The sequence below is a fragment of the Geminisphaera colitermitum TAV2 genome (assembly GCF_000171235.2).
GTDB lineage: Bacteria > Verrucomicrobiota > Verrucomicrobiia > Opitutales > Opitutaceae > Geminisphaera > Geminisphaera colitermitum.
Window position 1 is genome coordinate 1 of sequence record NZ_ABEA03000161.1, and the last position, 15751, is coordinate 15751.

13 protein-coding genes and 1 pseudogene are annotated in these 15751 nt (G+C 62.5%); 8 read left to right on the forward strand and 6 right to left on the reverse strand.

Annotation, left to right across the window (positions count from 1 at the left end):
* Positions 1 to 143 precede the first annotated feature (143 nt).
* From OBACDRAFT_RS26910 to OBACDRAFT_RS17955, 4 genes and pseudogenes are all read left to right on the forward strand, one after another.
* Positions 144 to 907, forward strand: a pseudogene (locus OBACDRAFT_RS26910) (IS5 family transposase).
* A gap of 469 nt (positions 908 to 1376) precedes the next feature.
* Positions 1377 to 3221 carry an SLC13 family permease gene (locus tag OBACDRAFT_RS17945; protein WP_043588050.1) on the forward strand — a complete coding sequence of 615 codons (1845 nt, stop codon included), beginning with the start codon at positions 1377 to 1379 and terminating at the stop codon, positions 3219 to 3221.
* A gap of 157 nt (positions 3222 to 3378) precedes the next feature.
* Positions 3379 to 4206, forward strand: a complete 828-nt coding sequence (locus OBACDRAFT_RS17950; RefSeq protein ID WP_081722176.1) for an alpha/beta hydrolase family protein — start codon at positions 3379 to 3381, stop codon at positions 4204 to 4206.
* Positions 4207 to 4248: 42 nt separating this feature from the next.
* Positions 4249 to 5169, forward strand: a complete 921-nt coding sequence (locus OBACDRAFT_RS17955; RefSeq protein ID WP_043588051.1) for a homocysteine S-methyltransferase family protein — start codon at positions 4249 to 4251, stop codon at positions 5167 to 5169.
* Positions 5170 to 5303: 134 nt separating this feature from the next.
* Here the strand turns inward: OBACDRAFT_RS17955 and OBACDRAFT_RS17960 are convergent, their stop codons facing one another.
* Positions 5304 to 6980, reverse strand: a complete 1677-nt coding sequence (locus OBACDRAFT_RS17960) for a tagaturonate epimerase family protein (protein ID WP_232767359.1) — start codon at positions 6978 to 6980, stop codon at positions 5304 to 5306.
* Positions 6919 to 7092, reverse strand: coding sequence for a hypothetical protein (locus tag OBACDRAFT_RS30080; protein WP_232767361.1), 174 nt, complete (start codon positions 7090 to 7092; stop codon positions 6919 to 6921). Before OBACDRAFT_RS30080 ends, OBACDRAFT_RS17960 begins: the two co-directional genes overlap by 62 nt.
* 106 nt (positions 7093 to 7198) lie before the next feature.
* Here OBACDRAFT_RS30080 and lipB point away from each other — a divergent pair, with 106 nt between their 5' ends.
* Together lipB and OBACDRAFT_RS26915 are read left to right on the forward strand one after the other, a co-directional pair.
* Entirely contained in the window at positions 7199 to 7936 is a 738-nt protein-coding gene (gene lipB, locus OBACDRAFT_RS17965; RefSeq protein WP_052362214.1) for a lipoyl(octanoyl) transferase LipB, read from the forward strand.
* A gap of 284 nt (positions 7937 to 8220) precedes the next feature.
* Positions 8221 to 9510 (forward strand): MFS transporter, encoded by a 1290-nt coding sequence (locus OBACDRAFT_RS26915; protein WP_081722177.1) that lies wholly within the window; start codon positions 8221 to 8223, stop codon positions 9508 to 9510.
* Between the two features lie 115 nt (positions 9511 to 9625).
* Here OBACDRAFT_RS26915 and purN read toward each other — a convergent pair whose 3' ends face one another.
* The 4 genes from purN to pyrR form a co-directional block, all read right to left on the reverse strand.
* Positions 9626 to 10198 (reverse strand): phosphoribosylglycinamide formyltransferase, encoded by a 573-nt coding sequence (purN, locus tag OBACDRAFT_RS17980; RefSeq protein ID WP_043588055.1) that lies wholly within the window; start codon positions 10196 to 10198, stop codon positions 9626 to 9628.
* A gap of 24 nt (positions 10199 to 10222) precedes the next feature.
* The gene (locus OBACDRAFT_RS17985; protein WP_043588056.1) at positions 10223 to 11524 is read right to left on the reverse strand and encodes a dihydroorotase; all 1302 of its coding nucleotides are present in this window, start codon (positions 11522 to 11524) and stop codon (positions 10223 to 10225) included.
* A 160-nt stretch (positions 11525 to 11684) separates the two neighbouring features.
* Complete coding sequence (locus tag OBACDRAFT_RS17990) at positions 11685 to 12635, reverse strand: aspartate carbamoyltransferase catalytic subunit (protein ID WP_043588057.1); 951 nt, start codon at positions 12633 to 12635, stop codon at positions 11685 to 11687.
* A 120-nt stretch (positions 12636 to 12755) separates the two neighbouring features.
* The gene (gene pyrR, locus OBACDRAFT_RS17995; RefSeq protein WP_043588058.1) at positions 12756 to 13298 is read right to left on the reverse strand and encodes a bifunctional pyr operon transcriptional regulator/uracil phosphoribosyltransferase PyrR; all 543 of its coding nucleotides are present in this window, start codon (positions 13296 to 13298) and stop codon (positions 12756 to 12758) included.
* Between the two features lie 124 nt (positions 13299 to 13422).
* Here pyrR and OBACDRAFT_RS18000 point away from each other — a divergent pair, with 124 nt between their 5' ends.
* Together OBACDRAFT_RS18000 and OBACDRAFT_RS18005 are read left to right on the forward strand one after the other, a co-directional pair.
* Positions 13423 to 14259 (forward strand): SOS response-associated peptidase, encoded by an 837-nt coding sequence (locus OBACDRAFT_RS18000; protein WP_043588059.1) that lies wholly within the window; start codon positions 13423 to 13425, stop codon positions 14257 to 14259.
* A 254-nt stretch (positions 14260 to 14513) separates the two neighbouring features.
* Entirely contained in the window at positions 14514 to 15713 is a 1200-nt protein-coding gene (locus tag OBACDRAFT_RS18005; protein ID WP_232767363.1) for a RidA family protein, read from the forward strand.
* Positions 15714 to 15751: the final 38 nt, after the last annotated feature.

The following is a 15751-nucleotide window of genomic DNA, read 5'->3' on the forward strand; positions in this document are numbered from 1 at the left end:
CCCCCGCCCCCCCCCCCCCCCACACACACCCTCCTCTCCACCCACCACACACACCCACACACACGCCCGGCATCCTCCCCTCTCTAGGGAGTGTAGTCACGAGATAAGATTGACTGAGTTTTTTTGTGATGGAGAATGTCAGCATGGCGAAAGATCAACACCGTCACGACATTTCGGACCGAGTTTGGAGCGTTCTGGAGCCGCTGCTACCTGGAAGGAAAGGAGCGTGGGGAGGGGTGGCGGAGGACAACCGCAAGTTCCTCAACGCGGTTCTGTGGATTTTACGCACTGGTGCGCCTTGGAGGGATCTTCCAGAGGATTACGGAGGGTGGAGCAACACGCACAGGCGTTTTTGTCGCTGGAGAGACAAGGGGCATTGGGAGCGCCTGTTGTCGGAACTGATGAACGAGCCCGATTTTGAGTGGCTGATGATTGATGCCAGTCATGTCAAAATCCATCCGCATGCGGCGGGAGCCAGAGGTGGAAACGAGGCGATCGGTCTGACAAAAGGGGGCGAAACACCAAACTACATTTGGCCGTGGATGCGCATGGTATGCCGGTGCGAGTCATTGTTACAGCGGGTTCCACGGCTGATTGCACACAGGCTGGCAGGTTGATTGAAGGCATTGCCGCAGACCATCTGATCGCCGACAAGGGATATGACACCAACGCCATCATCGAAATGGCGCAGGCCGCAGGCATCTGCCCGCAGATTCCTCCAAAGACCAATCGCATAGAACAACGCGAATATGACCCTTATCTTTATCGGATCAGGCATCTGGTAGAAAATGCATTCCTACGACTCAAGCAATGGCGCGGCATCGCAACCCGATACGCAAAACGAGCCTCCTCTTTCCTCGCTGCCGTCCAATTCAGGTGTGCCATCCTCTGGGCTTCAATCTCGTGACTACACGCTCTAGAGCATTTTCGATTTATTTTGTCTCACGCGGAGGCGCGGAGAACGCAGAGGGAGGGAAATATAATATTTTTAATTTGCTTATAATCAGCAATATGGGTTTTCTCTGCGTCTCTGTGCCTCTGCGTGATCTCTTAAATCTTGCGACAAATTGAACCGACAATGCTCTATGGCGGACTGTCGCTTCGCTCGAAACGCGCTCATTCGCGGTTACCGTTTGGATTCTTTGGCTCAGCCAACCTGTGTCCTCCGTGGCCAAAATCAATTTTTAGAACCTCCCTTATGAAAACAGGCCTGACATGGCCTGTTTTTTCTGGATCGAGATAAACGACTCGTAAATGTGTGACGTTGTGCGCTCCGCATTCGCCAAAATCGGACGCCGTGCCGTCCGGCTCGTCCTCTGCCACAACCGTCCCTCCCGTCTGCCACCTCTTCCCACTTCGACTTCTCTATCTTCCTTGTGAATTCCAATCTCATTATCGTTCTCGGCCTGCTGTTGACCTGCGTGGTCCTGTTTGTCGCCAACAAGCCGCGCATGGATGTCGTCGCGTTGCTGGTGATCCTTGCCCTCCCGCTCAGCGGCATCCTGACGGTGCCGCAGGCGATGGCCGGGTTTAGCGATCCGGGCGTGGTGCTCATCGGCTCGCTGTTCGTGATCGGCGAGGGACTCGTCCGCACGGGCATCGCCTACCGGCTCGGCGATTGGTTGGTGCGCAAGGCCGGCAACAGCGAAACGCGCCTGCTCGTGCTACTGATGCTCTCCGTCGCGGGGTTGGGCTCGGTCATGAGTTCCACCGGGATCGTGGCGATTTTTATCCCGGTCGTGCTCAGCGTGGCGGCGCGCCTGCGCATCCCGGCGGGGCGGCTGATGATGCCGCTGAGTTTTGCCGGGCTTATCAGCGGCATGATGACCCTCGTGGCGACACCGCCCAACATGGTCGTCGATAGCACGCTGAAGCGCGAAGGTTTTGCGGGGTTCAGCTTCTTCAGTTTCACGCCGATCGGCGCTGTGGTCCTGCTGATGGGCATCGGCTACATGTTGGTGGCCCGGCGCTGGTTGACGGTCAGGAACGACCCGGCTCACAACGGCGGTCCGCGTCGCAAATTGCACGATCTGATCGAGGACTACAACCTGGCCGGACGCGAACACCGCCTGCGTATCCGCGGCGACTCGCCGCTGGTGGGGCGGATGTTGCAAGACCTCCATCTGCGCCGCGATTACAAGGCCAACATTGTGGGCATTGAGCGTCAGACGCGGTTGCAGTTTCAAAGTGAATTGCTCGCTCCGCACGCCCACACGGAATTGCGCGCCGGCGACGTGCTGCTTGTGGACGTGCATGATGCCATCGGCATCGATCTGTCGAAACTGCGCGAGGGCATGAAGCTCGAATCGCTGCCGTTGCGCGGCAGTTATTTCACCGACCAGTCGCGTGAGGTCGGCATGGCGGAGATCGCCCTGCCGCCGGATTCGGGTCTGATCGGCAAGACCGTGCTCGAACTCGGATTCCGGTCCAAACACAGCCTCAATGTCGTGGGGCTGCGCCGCGAGCGCAAGGCGCTGGAAGGCGGCACGCTGCTTGAGGAAAAACTCCGCATGGGCGACACGCTGCTCGTGATCGGTCCGTGGAAATCCATCCGCCAACTGCAACCGCTGACCCACGACTTCATCGTGCTAAGCCTGCCGGCCGAGGTGGACGAAGTGGCCCCGGCGCTGAAGCAGGCGCCTTGGGCGCTGGCGAGCCTGGTGATCATGGTGGGACTGATGGTCACAGGCATCGTGCCCAACGTGATGGCCGCGCTCATCGGCTGCCTGCTCATGGGGGCGTTTCGCTGCGTCGATATGGACAGCGCCTACAAGTCGATCAACTGGCAGTGCCTGGTCCTGATCGCGGGCATGATTCCTTTCGCTCTGGCGCTGGAAAAAACGGGCGGGGTGGAACTCGCCGTCAACAGCTTGTTGAACCTGCTGGGTGACGCGGGGCCGCACATGCTTTTGGCCAGCCTGTTCGTGCTGACGGCGTTGATCGGTCTGTTTGTTTCCAATACAGCGACGGCGGTGTTGATGGCGCCGATTGCGTTGAGCATGGCCGGGAAAGTCGGGGCCTCGCCCGCGCCGTTTGCAATGATCGTGGCGCTGGCGGCGTCGGCGGCGTTCATGACGCCGGTTTCGTCGCCGGTAAACACGCTCGTGCTCGGACCCGGTCAGTATCGCTTCGGGGACTTTGTGAAGGTCGGCGTTCCGTTTACCGTGCTGGTGCTCGTGGTGAGCGTGCTGCTGGTGCCGTGGATGTTCCCTCTGCATTGAACGGCGGGGGGGGGGGGGGGAGGTCGCGTGGATTTTGGATTGAATGGTGGCGCGGGCGTCTCGCCCGCTCCGTGCGTGGCGCAGGCGTCCCGCCCGTTTTCGCTTCGGTTAAGAGTTGCGGGCGGGACGCCCGCGCCACTTCGCTGAATCGTGTTTTATGTCCACCGTCCCTGCCACTGTTCCTGCGCCTGAACCAGCTTCCTCCGATGTCAACGCATCCTCCGGCTTCGTTTGGGGAGTGCCGTTTGCGTGGCGCGGTTTTTCCGGTGTGGAGGGCGAGGTGGACGGGCGGGCAATGAAGGTGGTTGTGCCGACGTCGCCCTTGCCGGGAAAACCGTGGGCGTGGCGTCCGGAGTTTTTTAATGCGTTTGCCGACGTGGACGAGCAACTGGTGGCGCGCGGGTTTCACCTCGTTTACCTCAACGTGGTGGACCACTACGGCTGTCCCAAGGCGATCGCGCACGGCGACGCGGCGTATCGGTTTCTTACGGACAACTCACCCCAAGGTTTCGGGCTCGCGCCGAAGTTTGCGTTTGTCGCGCTGAGCCGGGCGGGGCTGTTTGCCTACAACTACGCCATCGCGTTTCCGGAGCGGGTGGCGTGCATCTATGCGGACAATCCGGTGGCGGACTTCAAGAGCTGGCCGGCGGGTTTTGGTTCGGGGCCGGGCAGTGCGGGCGACTGGAAAAAGTGCCTGTCGGTTTACGGTTTTTCCAACGACGAGGAGGCGCGGGCGTATCCAAATAATCCGGTGGACCGCATCGGTGTGATTGCGAGCGCCCGCATTCCAGTGCTTCAGGTGATCGGCGACGCGGACGAGACCGTGCCTGTATCCGAAAACGCATTGCGCATCGCCGCGTCGCTGCGCGCGGCGGGTTCGCCATATGAGGAAATCGTAAAACCCGGCGGCCTGCATCACCCGCACGGACTGCCGGGCAATCCGGGGCGGATCGTGGAGTTTATTGAGCGGGTATGTCGTTCGTGATTGTCCAGTTTGGGCAGTGCATTCCAAATCCATCAATTCACCATGCTTCGCAACCGCACTGACAGACTCCTCTCCACGCTCGCCGCGCGTCCTCTCCAATGCGACGGCGCAACTGGCACGCAACTCCAGCAACTCGGACTCCGACCGGGCGAATCCTGCGAGCGCTGGGTAATCGAGCAACCCGATCGCGTGAAACTCGTCCATCAACGTTACCTCGACGCGGGGGCGGATTTGCTCACGACCAATACTTTTGGCGGCACTACGCTTGCCCTCGCAGCGCACGGTTTTACTGATGAGGCCCGCGCCGCCGAGATCAACCGTGCCGCCGCCCGTCTCGCCCGCGAGGTCGCAGGCGAACGCGCCTGGGTGCTCGGCGACATGGGACCGTTCGGGGGGATTCTCGAACCGTATGGCGAAACCGAATCCGCCGTCGCCGCCGCCGCGTTTCGTGCGCAGGCTGCCGCATTGCTCGAAGGCGGGGCCGATGCCATTCTTGTCGAAACCATGTCCGATCCCGTCGAGGCCGCGCTTGCCGTCGCCGCCGCGCGCGAGGCGGGGGCGCAGGTCGTCATTGCAACGTTCACGTTTCAACACATGGCCGCCGTCGCGGATTTTCGCACCATGATGGGGACCGACGTTCCCGCCGCCGTGCGGGCTGTTCTCGATGCGGGTGCTCAGGTTGTCGGCGCGAATTGCGGCACGGAGCTTTCGCTCGACGACTACGCGCTGCTTGCCGGACAACTCGTTGCCGCGGCTCAAGGCCGGCCTGTCATCGTGCAACCCAATGCGGGTTCGCCTGTGCGTGATGGCGACGCGATCAGCTATCGCACGACTCCTGCCGATTTCGCCGGGGCCGCGGCCTGTTATCTGAAACTCGGCGTTCGCATCGTGGGCGGTTGCTGCGGCACAACGCCCGCGCACATCGCGGCCTCCGCCGCAATGAACAGGCAGGCGGCAGCATAGTCACATAATCAACTATGCACGCAACTGTAGGGGCTTCGCTTGCGAAGCCCGCGAATGTCATTTGATGCAGCATCCTGCCGGCGCGGGCTTCGCAAGCGAAGCCCCTACAACGGAGCCCCTGCAAAAAGGCCAATTTAGCGGCTGATGGCGTCGAGCAGGTCGGCGAGGGTTTTGTATCCGGCGAGCAACTTCGCGGCGGCGGCGCAGCGGTCTTTCGGAGCGAGGCCGGTGTTCTCGGCGAGGAAGAGGATGTAGGCGGCAATGTTCTTGGCGAAAAGCAGGCGGGCTTCGTCACTGATGGAATAAAAGCGGGCGCGCTGCTTGTAGCCGGCAGGAGAGTGGTCGCCGAGGGCGCTCTTCTCGGCGCGTCCGTCGGCGGCGAGAACGTGCAGGAAGTTGTATTCAAACCAGAACATGTTTTCCGGCGAGGCGGGCAGGGCCTCGATGGCGGCGCGGGCGGTTTCGAGTGAACCGAAGACGTTGTGCTCTTTGCCGGCGCGCGTGAGGGCGTCGATGATGAAGGTGCGGGCCATCTTGCGCTCGGTCTCGTCGTCGCTGAAGGCGCCGAGGAGGGCGAGGTTGACAGTGAAGCGGTGCCAGTCGGCCCAGAGTTGTTGGTCGGCGGGGTTTTGCGAGGCGTGCAGGGCGCGGCCCATTTCGTAGGTGTAGCGTCCGCTGGTCTTGATTTCGAGGCGGCCTCCGGTCACGGAGCCCATGACTTGATAGTTTTCGGCGGATTTGCCGGAGCCGGAATGGAAGCCGATGCTGGCGTCGAAGGCGCGGCAGACGGTCCATTGTTTTTCGATCAACGCGCGCAGGGCGACGTTGTCGGGATAGGGCATGTTTTTCTGGAAGCCGAAGGCGGGGGCAACGAAGTGGATTTTCATGCCAAGGGCTTCGCAGAGGGCGAGCATGATGGCGGTGGTCTCGGGCGTGGTGAGGCCGGGGAGTTCGTCGATGGAGAGTTCGCGCAGGTAGGCGCGGCCAAGGTCGGTCGTGAAATGTTGGATACGGGCGGCGCGGTATTTTTCGTCGCGGCGTTTCATTTTTTCGAGCGAGGGCCAGACAGTCGCCAGGAGGGTGGCGAAGGCAGCTTCGTTGAGGCTGAGTCCGGCGGCGGCAACGCGGGCCTTGGTGGTGGCGACGATGTCGGCGGGGACGTGTTGCGCGATCCAGGTGGCGGCGGCTTCGGGGGAGGGGGGGGGGAGGGTTTGCGCGAGTTCGGGGGAGAGGTCGAAGGTGATGTAGCTGGCGAGGATGCAGCCGGCGACGAGGGCGTCTTCGCGGGTGTCGAATTTGCCGCCGATGGGCTGGTGGTCGGCGTTGAAGCTCCAAGGGATGTTGCGGCGGTGGAAGCCGGTTTTGAGTTTGGAGAGGATGCAGCCGTGGCTCATGCCTTCGACGCTCTGGCCTTGGTGGCCTTCGGGGACGTTGGTGCCGATGAAGGGGAAGGGCACGGTGTCGAGACGGTTTTCGAGCATCGCGTTGACGTCGTAAACGAGTTCGCGGGGGATGGAGTTTTGGTTGGCGGTGACGCCGAGTTCGAGGGCGCTCATGGCCCATTCGACGGCAGGCCAGTGGAGGGTCGTGAAGCGGGCGCCGATGCCGAGGGTGGAGCGGCCGAGTTGCGCGGCGGCGGTCGGGAATATGGTGGAGGCGGGGGTGTGTTGCTGGACGTGGTTTTTGAGGGTGAGGAGGTTTTGGAATGTGGCGGGGAAGGCGTGGCGTCCGTCGGCGAGGGCAGTGCCGTCAGCGAGGGCGTCGGAGGGCGTGCCGGGGGCGATGGAGGCGGGGGGGAGTGTGGGCGGCATCTTCGAGCTGGGTGCGGAGGGCGGGCCAGTCGAGGCAGAAGTCAGGGCTCACGCAGGGGTTGGTGGCGATGCGGAGATTGTTGGTCAGGAGGAATTCGTTGATGGAGCTCATGGCGAGGAAGAATGAAGGGGGAAACTTTAACTGCATATGGCGACGCGCGCCAAACGTTTTCAGATGCATGGTTGCGCGTCGGTTGGGTTTGCGTTCTGTGGCTGGCATGTCGTTGCAAGAAGTTGCCCAAGGGGCTGGTTCAGGTTTATCCGCATCCGCAGGTGCGCCGGTCGTGGAGGTCGTGGATTGGGGGCGCACGCGTTACGAGGCGGCCTGGCGGGCGCAGGATGAATGGGTGGCGCGGCGTATTGCGGGGGTGGCCGCAGACACGCTGGTGTTTACCGAGCACGATCCGGTTTACACGATCGGGCTGCGCAGCGGGGCGGAGCAGCATCTGGTGTGGGAGGAGGCGGCGCTGGCGGCGGAGGGCATCGAGGTCGTCAAAACGAACCGCGGGGGCGACATCACTTATCACGGGCCGGGTCAGATCGTGGGGTATCCGATCGTGAGTCTGTCGCCGCGCAAGGATTTGCACGCCTACCTGCGGTTTCTCGAACAGGTGCTTATCAACAGCGTGGGGGCGCTGGGTTTGGTGGCCAGCCGGCGCGAGGGCAAGACGGGCATCTGGATCGGTCAGCGCAAGATCGCCGCCATCGGCGTGGCGGTGAAGCGGTGGGTGGCGTATCATGGGTTTGCGCTCAACGTGAATACGCGGTTGCGGCATTTTGGGGGGATCGTGCCGTGCGGGATTTCCGCGACGGATGGCTCGGTGACGTCGTTGCAGGCGGAGTTGGGCCGCGAGCACGACATGGAGGCGGTGAGACAATTGCTCGCCGGCGAGTTTCGCGCGTTGTGGCCGCGGTTTCTGCTTGGCGAGCCTGACCCCTCGAAGCAAACGCCGTGAAAATCGAGAGCTTGATGAACACTCATAAAAACACACCTTCCTGCCTCTCAGATGAGTAACTGTTAGTATGAATTAGTGGTTCAGAAAAAGAACCAACCACTTGTGGGAGGTTCTAAAAAATCATTTTTGCACAGAAGGTGACCAAGAAAACGAAGATAAAGACAGAGAGGACGGCGTGTTGTAATTTATTTATTTTCAATTGGTTATCGAAAACAAAAGTTCCACCTTAATTATTTGTCTTCGTTATCTTCGTTACCTTCTGTGCAATTTTTAGAACATCACTTGTGAAAAAACCCTCCGACCACCGGCCCGCCTCGTCCTCTTCGTTTCTGCGTTCGTTTCAGTCGCGCAATTATCGACTCTTCTTTTCGGGGCAGGCGATTTCGTTGATGGGTAATTGGATGACCACGACGGCGTCCATGTGGCTGGCTTACAAGCTGGCGGCGAGTCCGTTTCACGTGGGACTGGTGGGGTTTGCCACGCAGATTCCGCTGCTGGTGCTGGCGCCGTTCACCGGGGTGACGGGCGACCGGCTGGACCGGCGGCGGTTGTTGATCGGGTTGCAGGTGGGCTCGATGTTGCAATCGGCGGCGCTCGCGGCGGTCACGCTATCGGGCAACATGACGATCTCGGTGCTGGTGGGCTTGAGTTTTTTCCAGGGGTTGATCAACGCGTTTGAGTTCCCCACGCGCCAGTCGTTCGTCGCAGAGATGGTGGACAAGCGCGAGGATTTGCCCAATGCGATCGCGCTCAATTCGTCGATGTTCAACATTGCCCGCCTGCTCGGGCCGGCGGTGGCGGGGGTCTTGATTAATCGCTGGAGCGCGGGGGTGTGTTACGCGGTGGACGCGGTGAGCTACCTGCCGGTGCTCGCGGGGTTGTGGATGATGCGGGTGAAGCCGCGTCCGCCGCGCGAACGGGTGACGAAGCCGTGGGAGGATTTTCGCGCGGGGCTGGCCTACGTGGCGGGCGAGGGCGGGTTGCGCAGGCCGTTGTTGCTGGTAGCGGTGAACGGGCTGGCGGGGTTTGGCGCGAGCACGCTGGCGTCGGTCTTCGCGGGCGGGGTGTTTGCGGGGAATGCGTCAATGCTGGGGCATTTTTATTCGGCGATTGGGGCGGGGGCCTTGTTGAGCGCGCTGGTGCTGGGGACGCGGACGAGTGTGGAGCAACTGCGTCCGTGGATTGTGCGGGGAACGGTGCTGGTGGTGTTGAGTTCGGTGGTGATTGCGGTCAGCCCGTCGGTGTGGGTCGCGTATGTGGGGTATTTTATCAGCGGCACGTCGGTGGTGCTGGTGATGGCGGGGTGCAATACTCTGATCCAGTCGCGGGTGGCGGACGACAAGCGCAGTCGGGTGATGGGGCTTTTTGCCACGGCGCAGGGGGTGGCACCGATCGGGAGTTTGCTGACGGGGCTGGCGGCGTCGGCGTGGGGGCCGCGTGTGGCGCTGGGCTTGTGCGCGGCAGTGATGGCGGTGGCGGCGGCGGTGTTTGCCAAGCCGAGGACGAAGCCGACGGCAGGAACCGCGAGAGCGGCGAAGGCGGTCGAGACTGCGCCGTTGGATTTGGAGGTATGAGAAGCAACGGCTTTTGTTTTTAGACAGAACTGGTGCAGCCGCGCCATCCGGAATCGGAAGGGCGGCGCTTTCGCGCCGTCGGCGGGTCGGGAGACCCGCTCTCCAGAGGTTCGCCCTATCGGAGCGAAAGGCGTGCGATGACGGCGGGGAGGAGGGCGTGCTCGGCGGCGTGGATTTTTTGCGTGAGGGTTTCCAGTGTATCGGTTTCCTCAATACGCACAGGGGTCTGGTCGATGATCGGGCCGCCGTCCACTTCGGCAGTAACGTAATGGACGGTGCAACCGGTGATCTTGACGCCGCGGCGCCAGGCCTGGCCAATGCCGTCGAGACCGGAAAAGGCGGGGAGAAGGCTGGGGTGGAGGTTGATGATCTTGCCGGCAAAGGCGTCGAGAAAGCCGGGTTTGATGACGCGCATGAAGCCGGCTAGGACGACGAGGTCGGGGAAACAGGCTTGGATGGCGGAGATGTAGCGTTGTTCGCCTTCGCCATCGAGTTTGGTTTTGAAGGGCGCGGGGTCGATGTAGGTGGCGGGCACACCAAAGCGCGGGCCGAGGGTGAGGATGCGGGCGTCGGGTTGGTCGGAGATGATTTGGATGGTGCGGGCGCGGCCGAGTTGCCCGGCTTGCTGGGCGTTGAGGATGGCTTCGGCGTTGGAACCGCGTCCGGAACCTAGGATGACGATACGCATGGAGGGGGGGGGGGGGGGGGAGGGTCAGCGAAGGATTTTTTTGCCGTCGTAGATGAGTTTGCCATCGACATACGTGGCTTTGACGCGACCGCGGAGTTTCTGGCGGTGCCAGGGGCTGTTGCCTGATTTGCTGAAGCCTTTGTTGCTGTCGTAGAGCCATTCTTCGTCGGGATCGAAGAGCACCAGATCGGCGGCGGAGCCTTCGGCGAGCGTGCCCGCGCCGCCGGGGAGGTTGACGATGGCGGCGGGTTTGCGGGTCATGAGGTCGATCACGGTGGCAAGCTTGAACTTGTTCTGGCGGTGGAGGATTTCGAGCGAGATGGGGAGCGAGGTTTCGAGGCCGATGATGCCGTTGGGGGCGTAGTCGAATTCCTTGTCCTTCTCGTCGTCGGTGTGCGGGGCGTGGTCGGTGGCAATGATGTCGAGCGTGCCGTCGCGGAGTCCTTCGATGATGGCAAGGCGGTCGTCCTCAGTGCGCAGGGGGGGATTCATCTTGAAGCGTGTATCGTAAGTTTCGAGACAGGCATCGGTGAGGGCAAAGTGATGCGGGGTGCCTTCGGCGGTGACGGGCACGCCGCGCGTCTTGGCGCGTCGGATGATGTCCACGGCGTTGTGCGAGGAGATGTGCTGCATGTGGATGCGCGCGCCGGTGTAGGTGGCGAGGATGACGTTGCGCGAGACGATGATGTCTTCGGCGGCGTTGGGCCAGCCGCGCAGGCCGAGGCGGGTGGACATGACGCCTTCGTTCATGACAGCGCCTGCGTTTGTCATAGAGTGGTCCTGGCAGTGGTCCATGAGGGGGAGGTCGAACATGCGGGCGTATTCGCAGGCGCGGCGCATGAGTTCGTTGGACTGGACGCAGTCGCCGTCGTCGGTGATGGCGACGACGCCGGCGCGCTTGAGCGAGCCGATGGGGGCGAGGGCCTGGCCTTTCATGCCGGTCGTTATGCAGCCTGTAGGGTAAACTTTGATACAGGAGGTGCGGCGGATGGAGTCGTTGATGAGCTGGATGGTGCCGGCGGTGTCGGCGACGGGCGAGGTGTTGGGCATGCACACGACGCTGGTGAAGCCTCCGGCGGCGGCGGCGCGGGAGCCGGTCTCGATGGTCTCTTTGTGCGTCTGGCCGGGTTCGCGGAAGTGGACGTGAATGTCCACGAGGCCGGGCGCGGCAACGAGGCCGGCGGCGTCGATTTTCCTGGCTTTTTTCTTGTCCGCGGCGGAGAGCGTGGCGGCGATTTTGCCATCGACGATGTAGAGGTCGCCAATGGCGTCGCGCTTGGCGGCGGGATCAATGACGCGGGCGTTTTGTATCCAGAGTGTGGGCATGGGTGGAATTAAAAATTAGGAAGTAGAAGTTAGAAATTAGAAAGTGGGAGGCTTCGCCGTCGGGGAAAATGAGGAAGTGGAAGTTAGGAGTTGGGAAAACAGACTTCGGCAGCGGAGTGCTTCGGGTGGCTTGGACTTCCTAATTCCTACTTTCGACTTCCTAATTGGTTTGCAGGACGTGTTCGGGCTGGCCGCCGGCGCAGAGGTAGAGGACGGCCATGCGGACGGCTATGCCATTGGTGACTTGTTCGAGGATGACGCTGCGGCTGCCGTCGGCGAGTTCGCTGTCGATCTCAACGCCGCGGTTGATGGGGCCGGGGTGCATGATGATCGCGCGGGGGTTGAGCCAGGAGGCGCGGGTTTTGTTGAGACCAAACATGCTGGTGTACTCGCCGAGCGAGGGGAACATGGCGGCGGTCTGGCGTTCGTGCTGTATCCGCAGGAGCATGACGACTTCGGCGTCGGCGAGCGCGCTGCGCAGGTCGTGCGAGACGGTGATGCCTCCGATGGCCTCGAACCAGCGGGGGACGAGCGTGGAGGGGCCGACGAGGACGACGTGCGCGCCCATTTTGGTGAGGGCGTGGATGTTGGAGCGGGCGACGCGGCTGAAGAGGATGTCGCCGAGGATGACGATCTTGCGGCCGCGGAGGTCGTGGCCGAGGTGCTCGCGCATGGTGAAGGTGTCGAGCAGGCCCTGGGTGGGGTGGGCGTGGGCGCCGTCGCCGGCGTTGATGACGGGGATGTCGAGGATGCGCGAGAGGTAGAGGGGGGAACCGGAGGCGGAGTGGCGGAGCACGATCATGTCGGCTCCGAGGGCGCGGATGTTTTCGGCAGTGTCGCGCAGGGATTCGCCTTTGGTGGTCGAGGAGGTGGAAGAGTCGAAGGCAACGACGTCGGCGGAGAGGCGCTTGGCGGCCATCTCAAAGGAGATGCGGGTGCGCGTGCTGGGCTCGAAGAAGAGGTTGACGATGGTCTTGCCGCGCAGGGCGGGGACTTTTTTCACGCTGCGGCCAAGGATTTTTTTGAAGGCGGCGGCGGTGGCGTGGATTTGGTTGATTTCGTCGAGGGTGAGTTCCTCGAGGTTGAGCAGGTGGCGGCGGGTCCAGGACATGGTGGTTAAAGGCTGAAGGCTGAAGTTGGCGGGAGTGAAGGAGAGTGAGAAGGTGTGCGTGAGGGGGGGGGGGGGGAGGGCGTTGAGCTGGCGTTGGGCGTTGGCTGCTTGTTTCAGCCTTCAGGCTTTCAGTGCTTCAGCTTTTACGACGACGGAGTCGGTCTTGCCGAGTTTGACGACGACTTTGTCGGTGTCGGCGACGTCGAGCGTGAGGCCGGTGTAGTCGGCGGCAATGGGGAGGCGGCGTCCGCCGCGGTCAATGAGGATGGCGAGTTCCACGCGGGCGGGGCGGCCGTGATCGAAGAGTTCGTTGAGGGCGGCGTTGATGGTGCGGCCGGTGAAGAGGACGTCATCAACGAGGACGACGTTGGCGTCGTCGATGTCGATGGGGATGAGGGTGGGGGTGAATTCCTTGGGGATGGGGTGGCGGCCTATGTCGTCGCGGTGAAAGGAGATGTCGATGGTGCCGACTTTGGCGGTCTTGATGCGGGCGCCGAGACGGCGGGCGAGTTCAATGCCACCGTTGGCAATGCCGAGGAGGACGAGTTTTCGTTGTTGTTGGCCGGGGGGGGGGGGGCGGTGCCGGGCGCGAATGGCACCGGCGAGCCGGTCGATGGCTTGGTGGAGGTCGTCCGCGGAGAGGGTTGCTTTGGTTGCAGGCACGAGGTGCGGTTTTGTCCCTGCCGGGCAGGCGGGTAAAGCGGGAAAAATGGTCCGTATCCCGCGTCCGTGCAAATGTGGCTGGTGTCGGTGAGGTGTCGTGGGCTGACTCGGTTGCATTTCCACCATGTGTTGCCGTTTCCTGCTGATGAACGATCATGCGCGTGCGTTGCTGGCGAGGCTCGGAGCCACGCTGGAGGCGCGCTTGGCGGCGGAGACGGCGAGGACGGAGGCGGACGGGGGGGGGGAGGGGGACTGCGCAACGGAGTTCGTGTCGCGCTATAACATTGCGCCGGGTTCGCGCATCCTCGCGGTGCGGAGTGCGGCAGCGCAGGGAGCGGCAACCGGCGATGGCGGCACGCGTGACGGCGTGCGCGAGGCGGTGCGGTTGCGCTGGGGTTTGGTGCCGTCGTGGGCAAGGTCGTCGGGCGGATCAGGGCAGGGGAGGGGAGCGTCGCCGGTCAATGCGCGGGCGGAGTCGGTGGCGGAAAAACCGATGTTCCGCGATGCACTGCGCCAGCGGCGCTGCGTGATTCTGGCGAGTGGTTTTTACGAATGGGAACGGCGTGGCGGCGCGCGTCTGCCGTGGTTGTTCCAACGCGCCGATGGCGAACCGTTTTTGCTGGCGGGACTGTGGGACTCGTGGCGTCCGCCCGATGGCGGTGCGCTGGAGAGTTGCACGATGATCACGACGGCGGCCAATGCGGTGATGGCTCCGATTCACCATCGGATGCCGGTGATGTTGAGCGCGACAGAGGCGGAGGAGTGGCTCGAGCCGCGCGTGACTCCGATGTCACGGATGGCAACGTTGACATCGCTGCTGCATCCTTGGGACGAGGCGATGACGGCGGCGGTCCGGGTGTCCACGCGAGTCAACAATGCACGTTTCGAGGGCCCGGAGTGTCTGGACGCGCCACCGCCGGGCGAAGGCGGTGCCGACGCGCAGATGTCACTGGTGTTTTGAAATAAAGTCAGCGCAATCGCACCTTCGTCGGGGCGCTCCGAATGGGGCCGCATACCGGCGCGTGGTGGTCAATCTGTTGCAAATTATTTTATCGGGGAGATTAGAATTCGTAACTAATGAAACCAAAAGTTCTTGTGCGCGTCTTGGTCGAGTCGGCAGTTGACGCCTGTAACGGAACGGAGGTCAATTGGGCTCTGTTTTTCGCGCAGGTATCTGGTTCATTTGGAAAACTTATTTTATAACAACGCATAGTCATGGCATTAAACAGCACCGCCCCTCTTTCGTCTCAATCTGCCGCAACTGCATCGCCCTCGTTGCCGGTCGCGGCCTCAATCACGGGCGATGACGTTTTTGTTGCCCGGCTGGGCGGAGGCCTGGTGTCGTTGTCGGCCAATGCGCGGGCGGGCGAAGATTTGGGGATGCTGTTTACACGTTTGCATCAGGAGGCACGGCGTCTGCGCCTCTCCGCCGTGCAGGGCAATGTGTTTGGCGACCCGCAACTGCATCGCGGCGTGGGGCTGCATTTCCCGGTCACGTATCTGGCCCGGCATGACACGCCGGCGGGGAACTTGCAGAGCGCGCGTGTGCTGGCCCTGCCAATGGGAGCATTTGCGCGGGTGCTGGATGAGAATGGCGCGGTGCGCGGTGCGCGTTGGGAGACGCCGGGCGCGCGCTACCTGCTGCTCGGGGCGCTGACGCCGCCCGACATCGGCGCGACGTGCGCCGACCAATCGGCTGGCGTGTGGCGGCGGCTCAAGGCAACGTTGGAGGCGCAGGGTTTCGCGCTGACGGACTTGGTGCGCACGTGGTTTTTCAACAACCGCATTCTTGACTGGTACGGAGATTTCAACCGGGTGCGGACGGCGTTTTTTAACGAGAACGCCATTTTTGGTTCGCTTGTCCCGGCGAGCACGGGGGTTGGCGCAGCCAACGCCGTCGGCGCCGCCCTCATGCTTGATGCGCTGGCCGTCGCGCCGAAAAACGGCTCGCACAACGGCTCACGCAACGATGTTGCCGCTGTCAACGTGAGTCTGGTTCCGTCGCCGCTCCAGTGTCCGGCCAACGACTACAAGAGCGCGTTCAGCCGCGCCGTGGAAATCGCCGAATCCGCTGGTGCGGGCGGAACAGGGGAGGGGGGGGGGCGTCATCTGCTGGTCTCCGGCACGGCGAGCATCGAGCCGGGCGGGCGCACCGCTCACGTCGGCGACCTCGACGCGCAAATCGACCTTTCGTTGCGAGTCGTCGCCGCGATTCTCGAATCGCGCGGCATGGGCTGGACGGATGTTTCGCGCGCCATCCTTTATTTCCCGGACATCTCGTGGATGCCGCGTTTCGAGGCCCGCCGCGCCGCCCTCGGCCTGCCGCCCATCCCGGGGATTTATGCGCACTGCGACATTTGCCGTGACGATCTGCTTTTTGAAATCGAACTCGACGCCTGGAAAGCAAAGGACTGAAAGGCTGAAAGACTGAAAAATTAAACCCTCCCCCCCCC

Coding starts and splice junctions, on each gene's coding strand:
- OBACDRAFT_RS17950 (WP_081722176.1), top strand. CDS start 3,379: ATGTCCACCGTCCCTGCCACTGTTCCTGCGCCTGAACCAGCTTCCTCC.
- OBACDRAFT_RS17955 (WP_043588051.1), top strand. CDS start 4,249: ATGCTTCGCAACCGCACTGACAGACTCCTCTCCACGCTCGCCGCGCGT.
- OBACDRAFT_RS17960 (WP_232767359.1), bottom strand. CDS start 6,980: ATGCCGCCCACACTCCCCCCCGCCTCCATCGCCCCCGGCACGCCCTCC.
- OBACDRAFT_RS30080 (WP_232767361.1), bottom strand. CDS start 7,092: ATGAGCTCCATCAACGAATTCCTCCTGACCAACAATCTCCGCATCGCC.
- lipB (WP_052362214.1), top strand. CDS start 7,199: ATGTCGTTGCAAGAAGTTGCCCAAGGGGCTGGTTCAGGTTTATCCGCA.
- purN (WP_043588055.1), bottom strand. CDS start 10,198: ATGCGTATCGTCATCCTAGGTTCCGGACGCGGTTCCAACGCCGAAGCC.
- OBACDRAFT_RS17985 (WP_043588056.1), bottom strand. CDS start 11,524: ATGCCCACACTCTGGATACAAAACGCCCGCGTCATTGATCCCGCCGCC.
- OBACDRAFT_RS17990 (WP_043588057.1), bottom strand. CDS start 12,635: ATGTCCTGGACCCGCCGCCACCTGCTCAACCTCGAGGAACTCACCCTC.
- OBACDRAFT_RS18000 (WP_043588059.1), top strand. CDS start 13,423: ATGTGTTGCCGTTTCCTGCTGATGAACGATCATGCGCGTGCGTTGCTG.
- OBACDRAFT_RS18005 (WP_232767363.1), top strand. CDS start 14,514: ATGGCATTAAACAGCACCGCCCCTCTTTCGTCTCAATCTGCCGCAACT.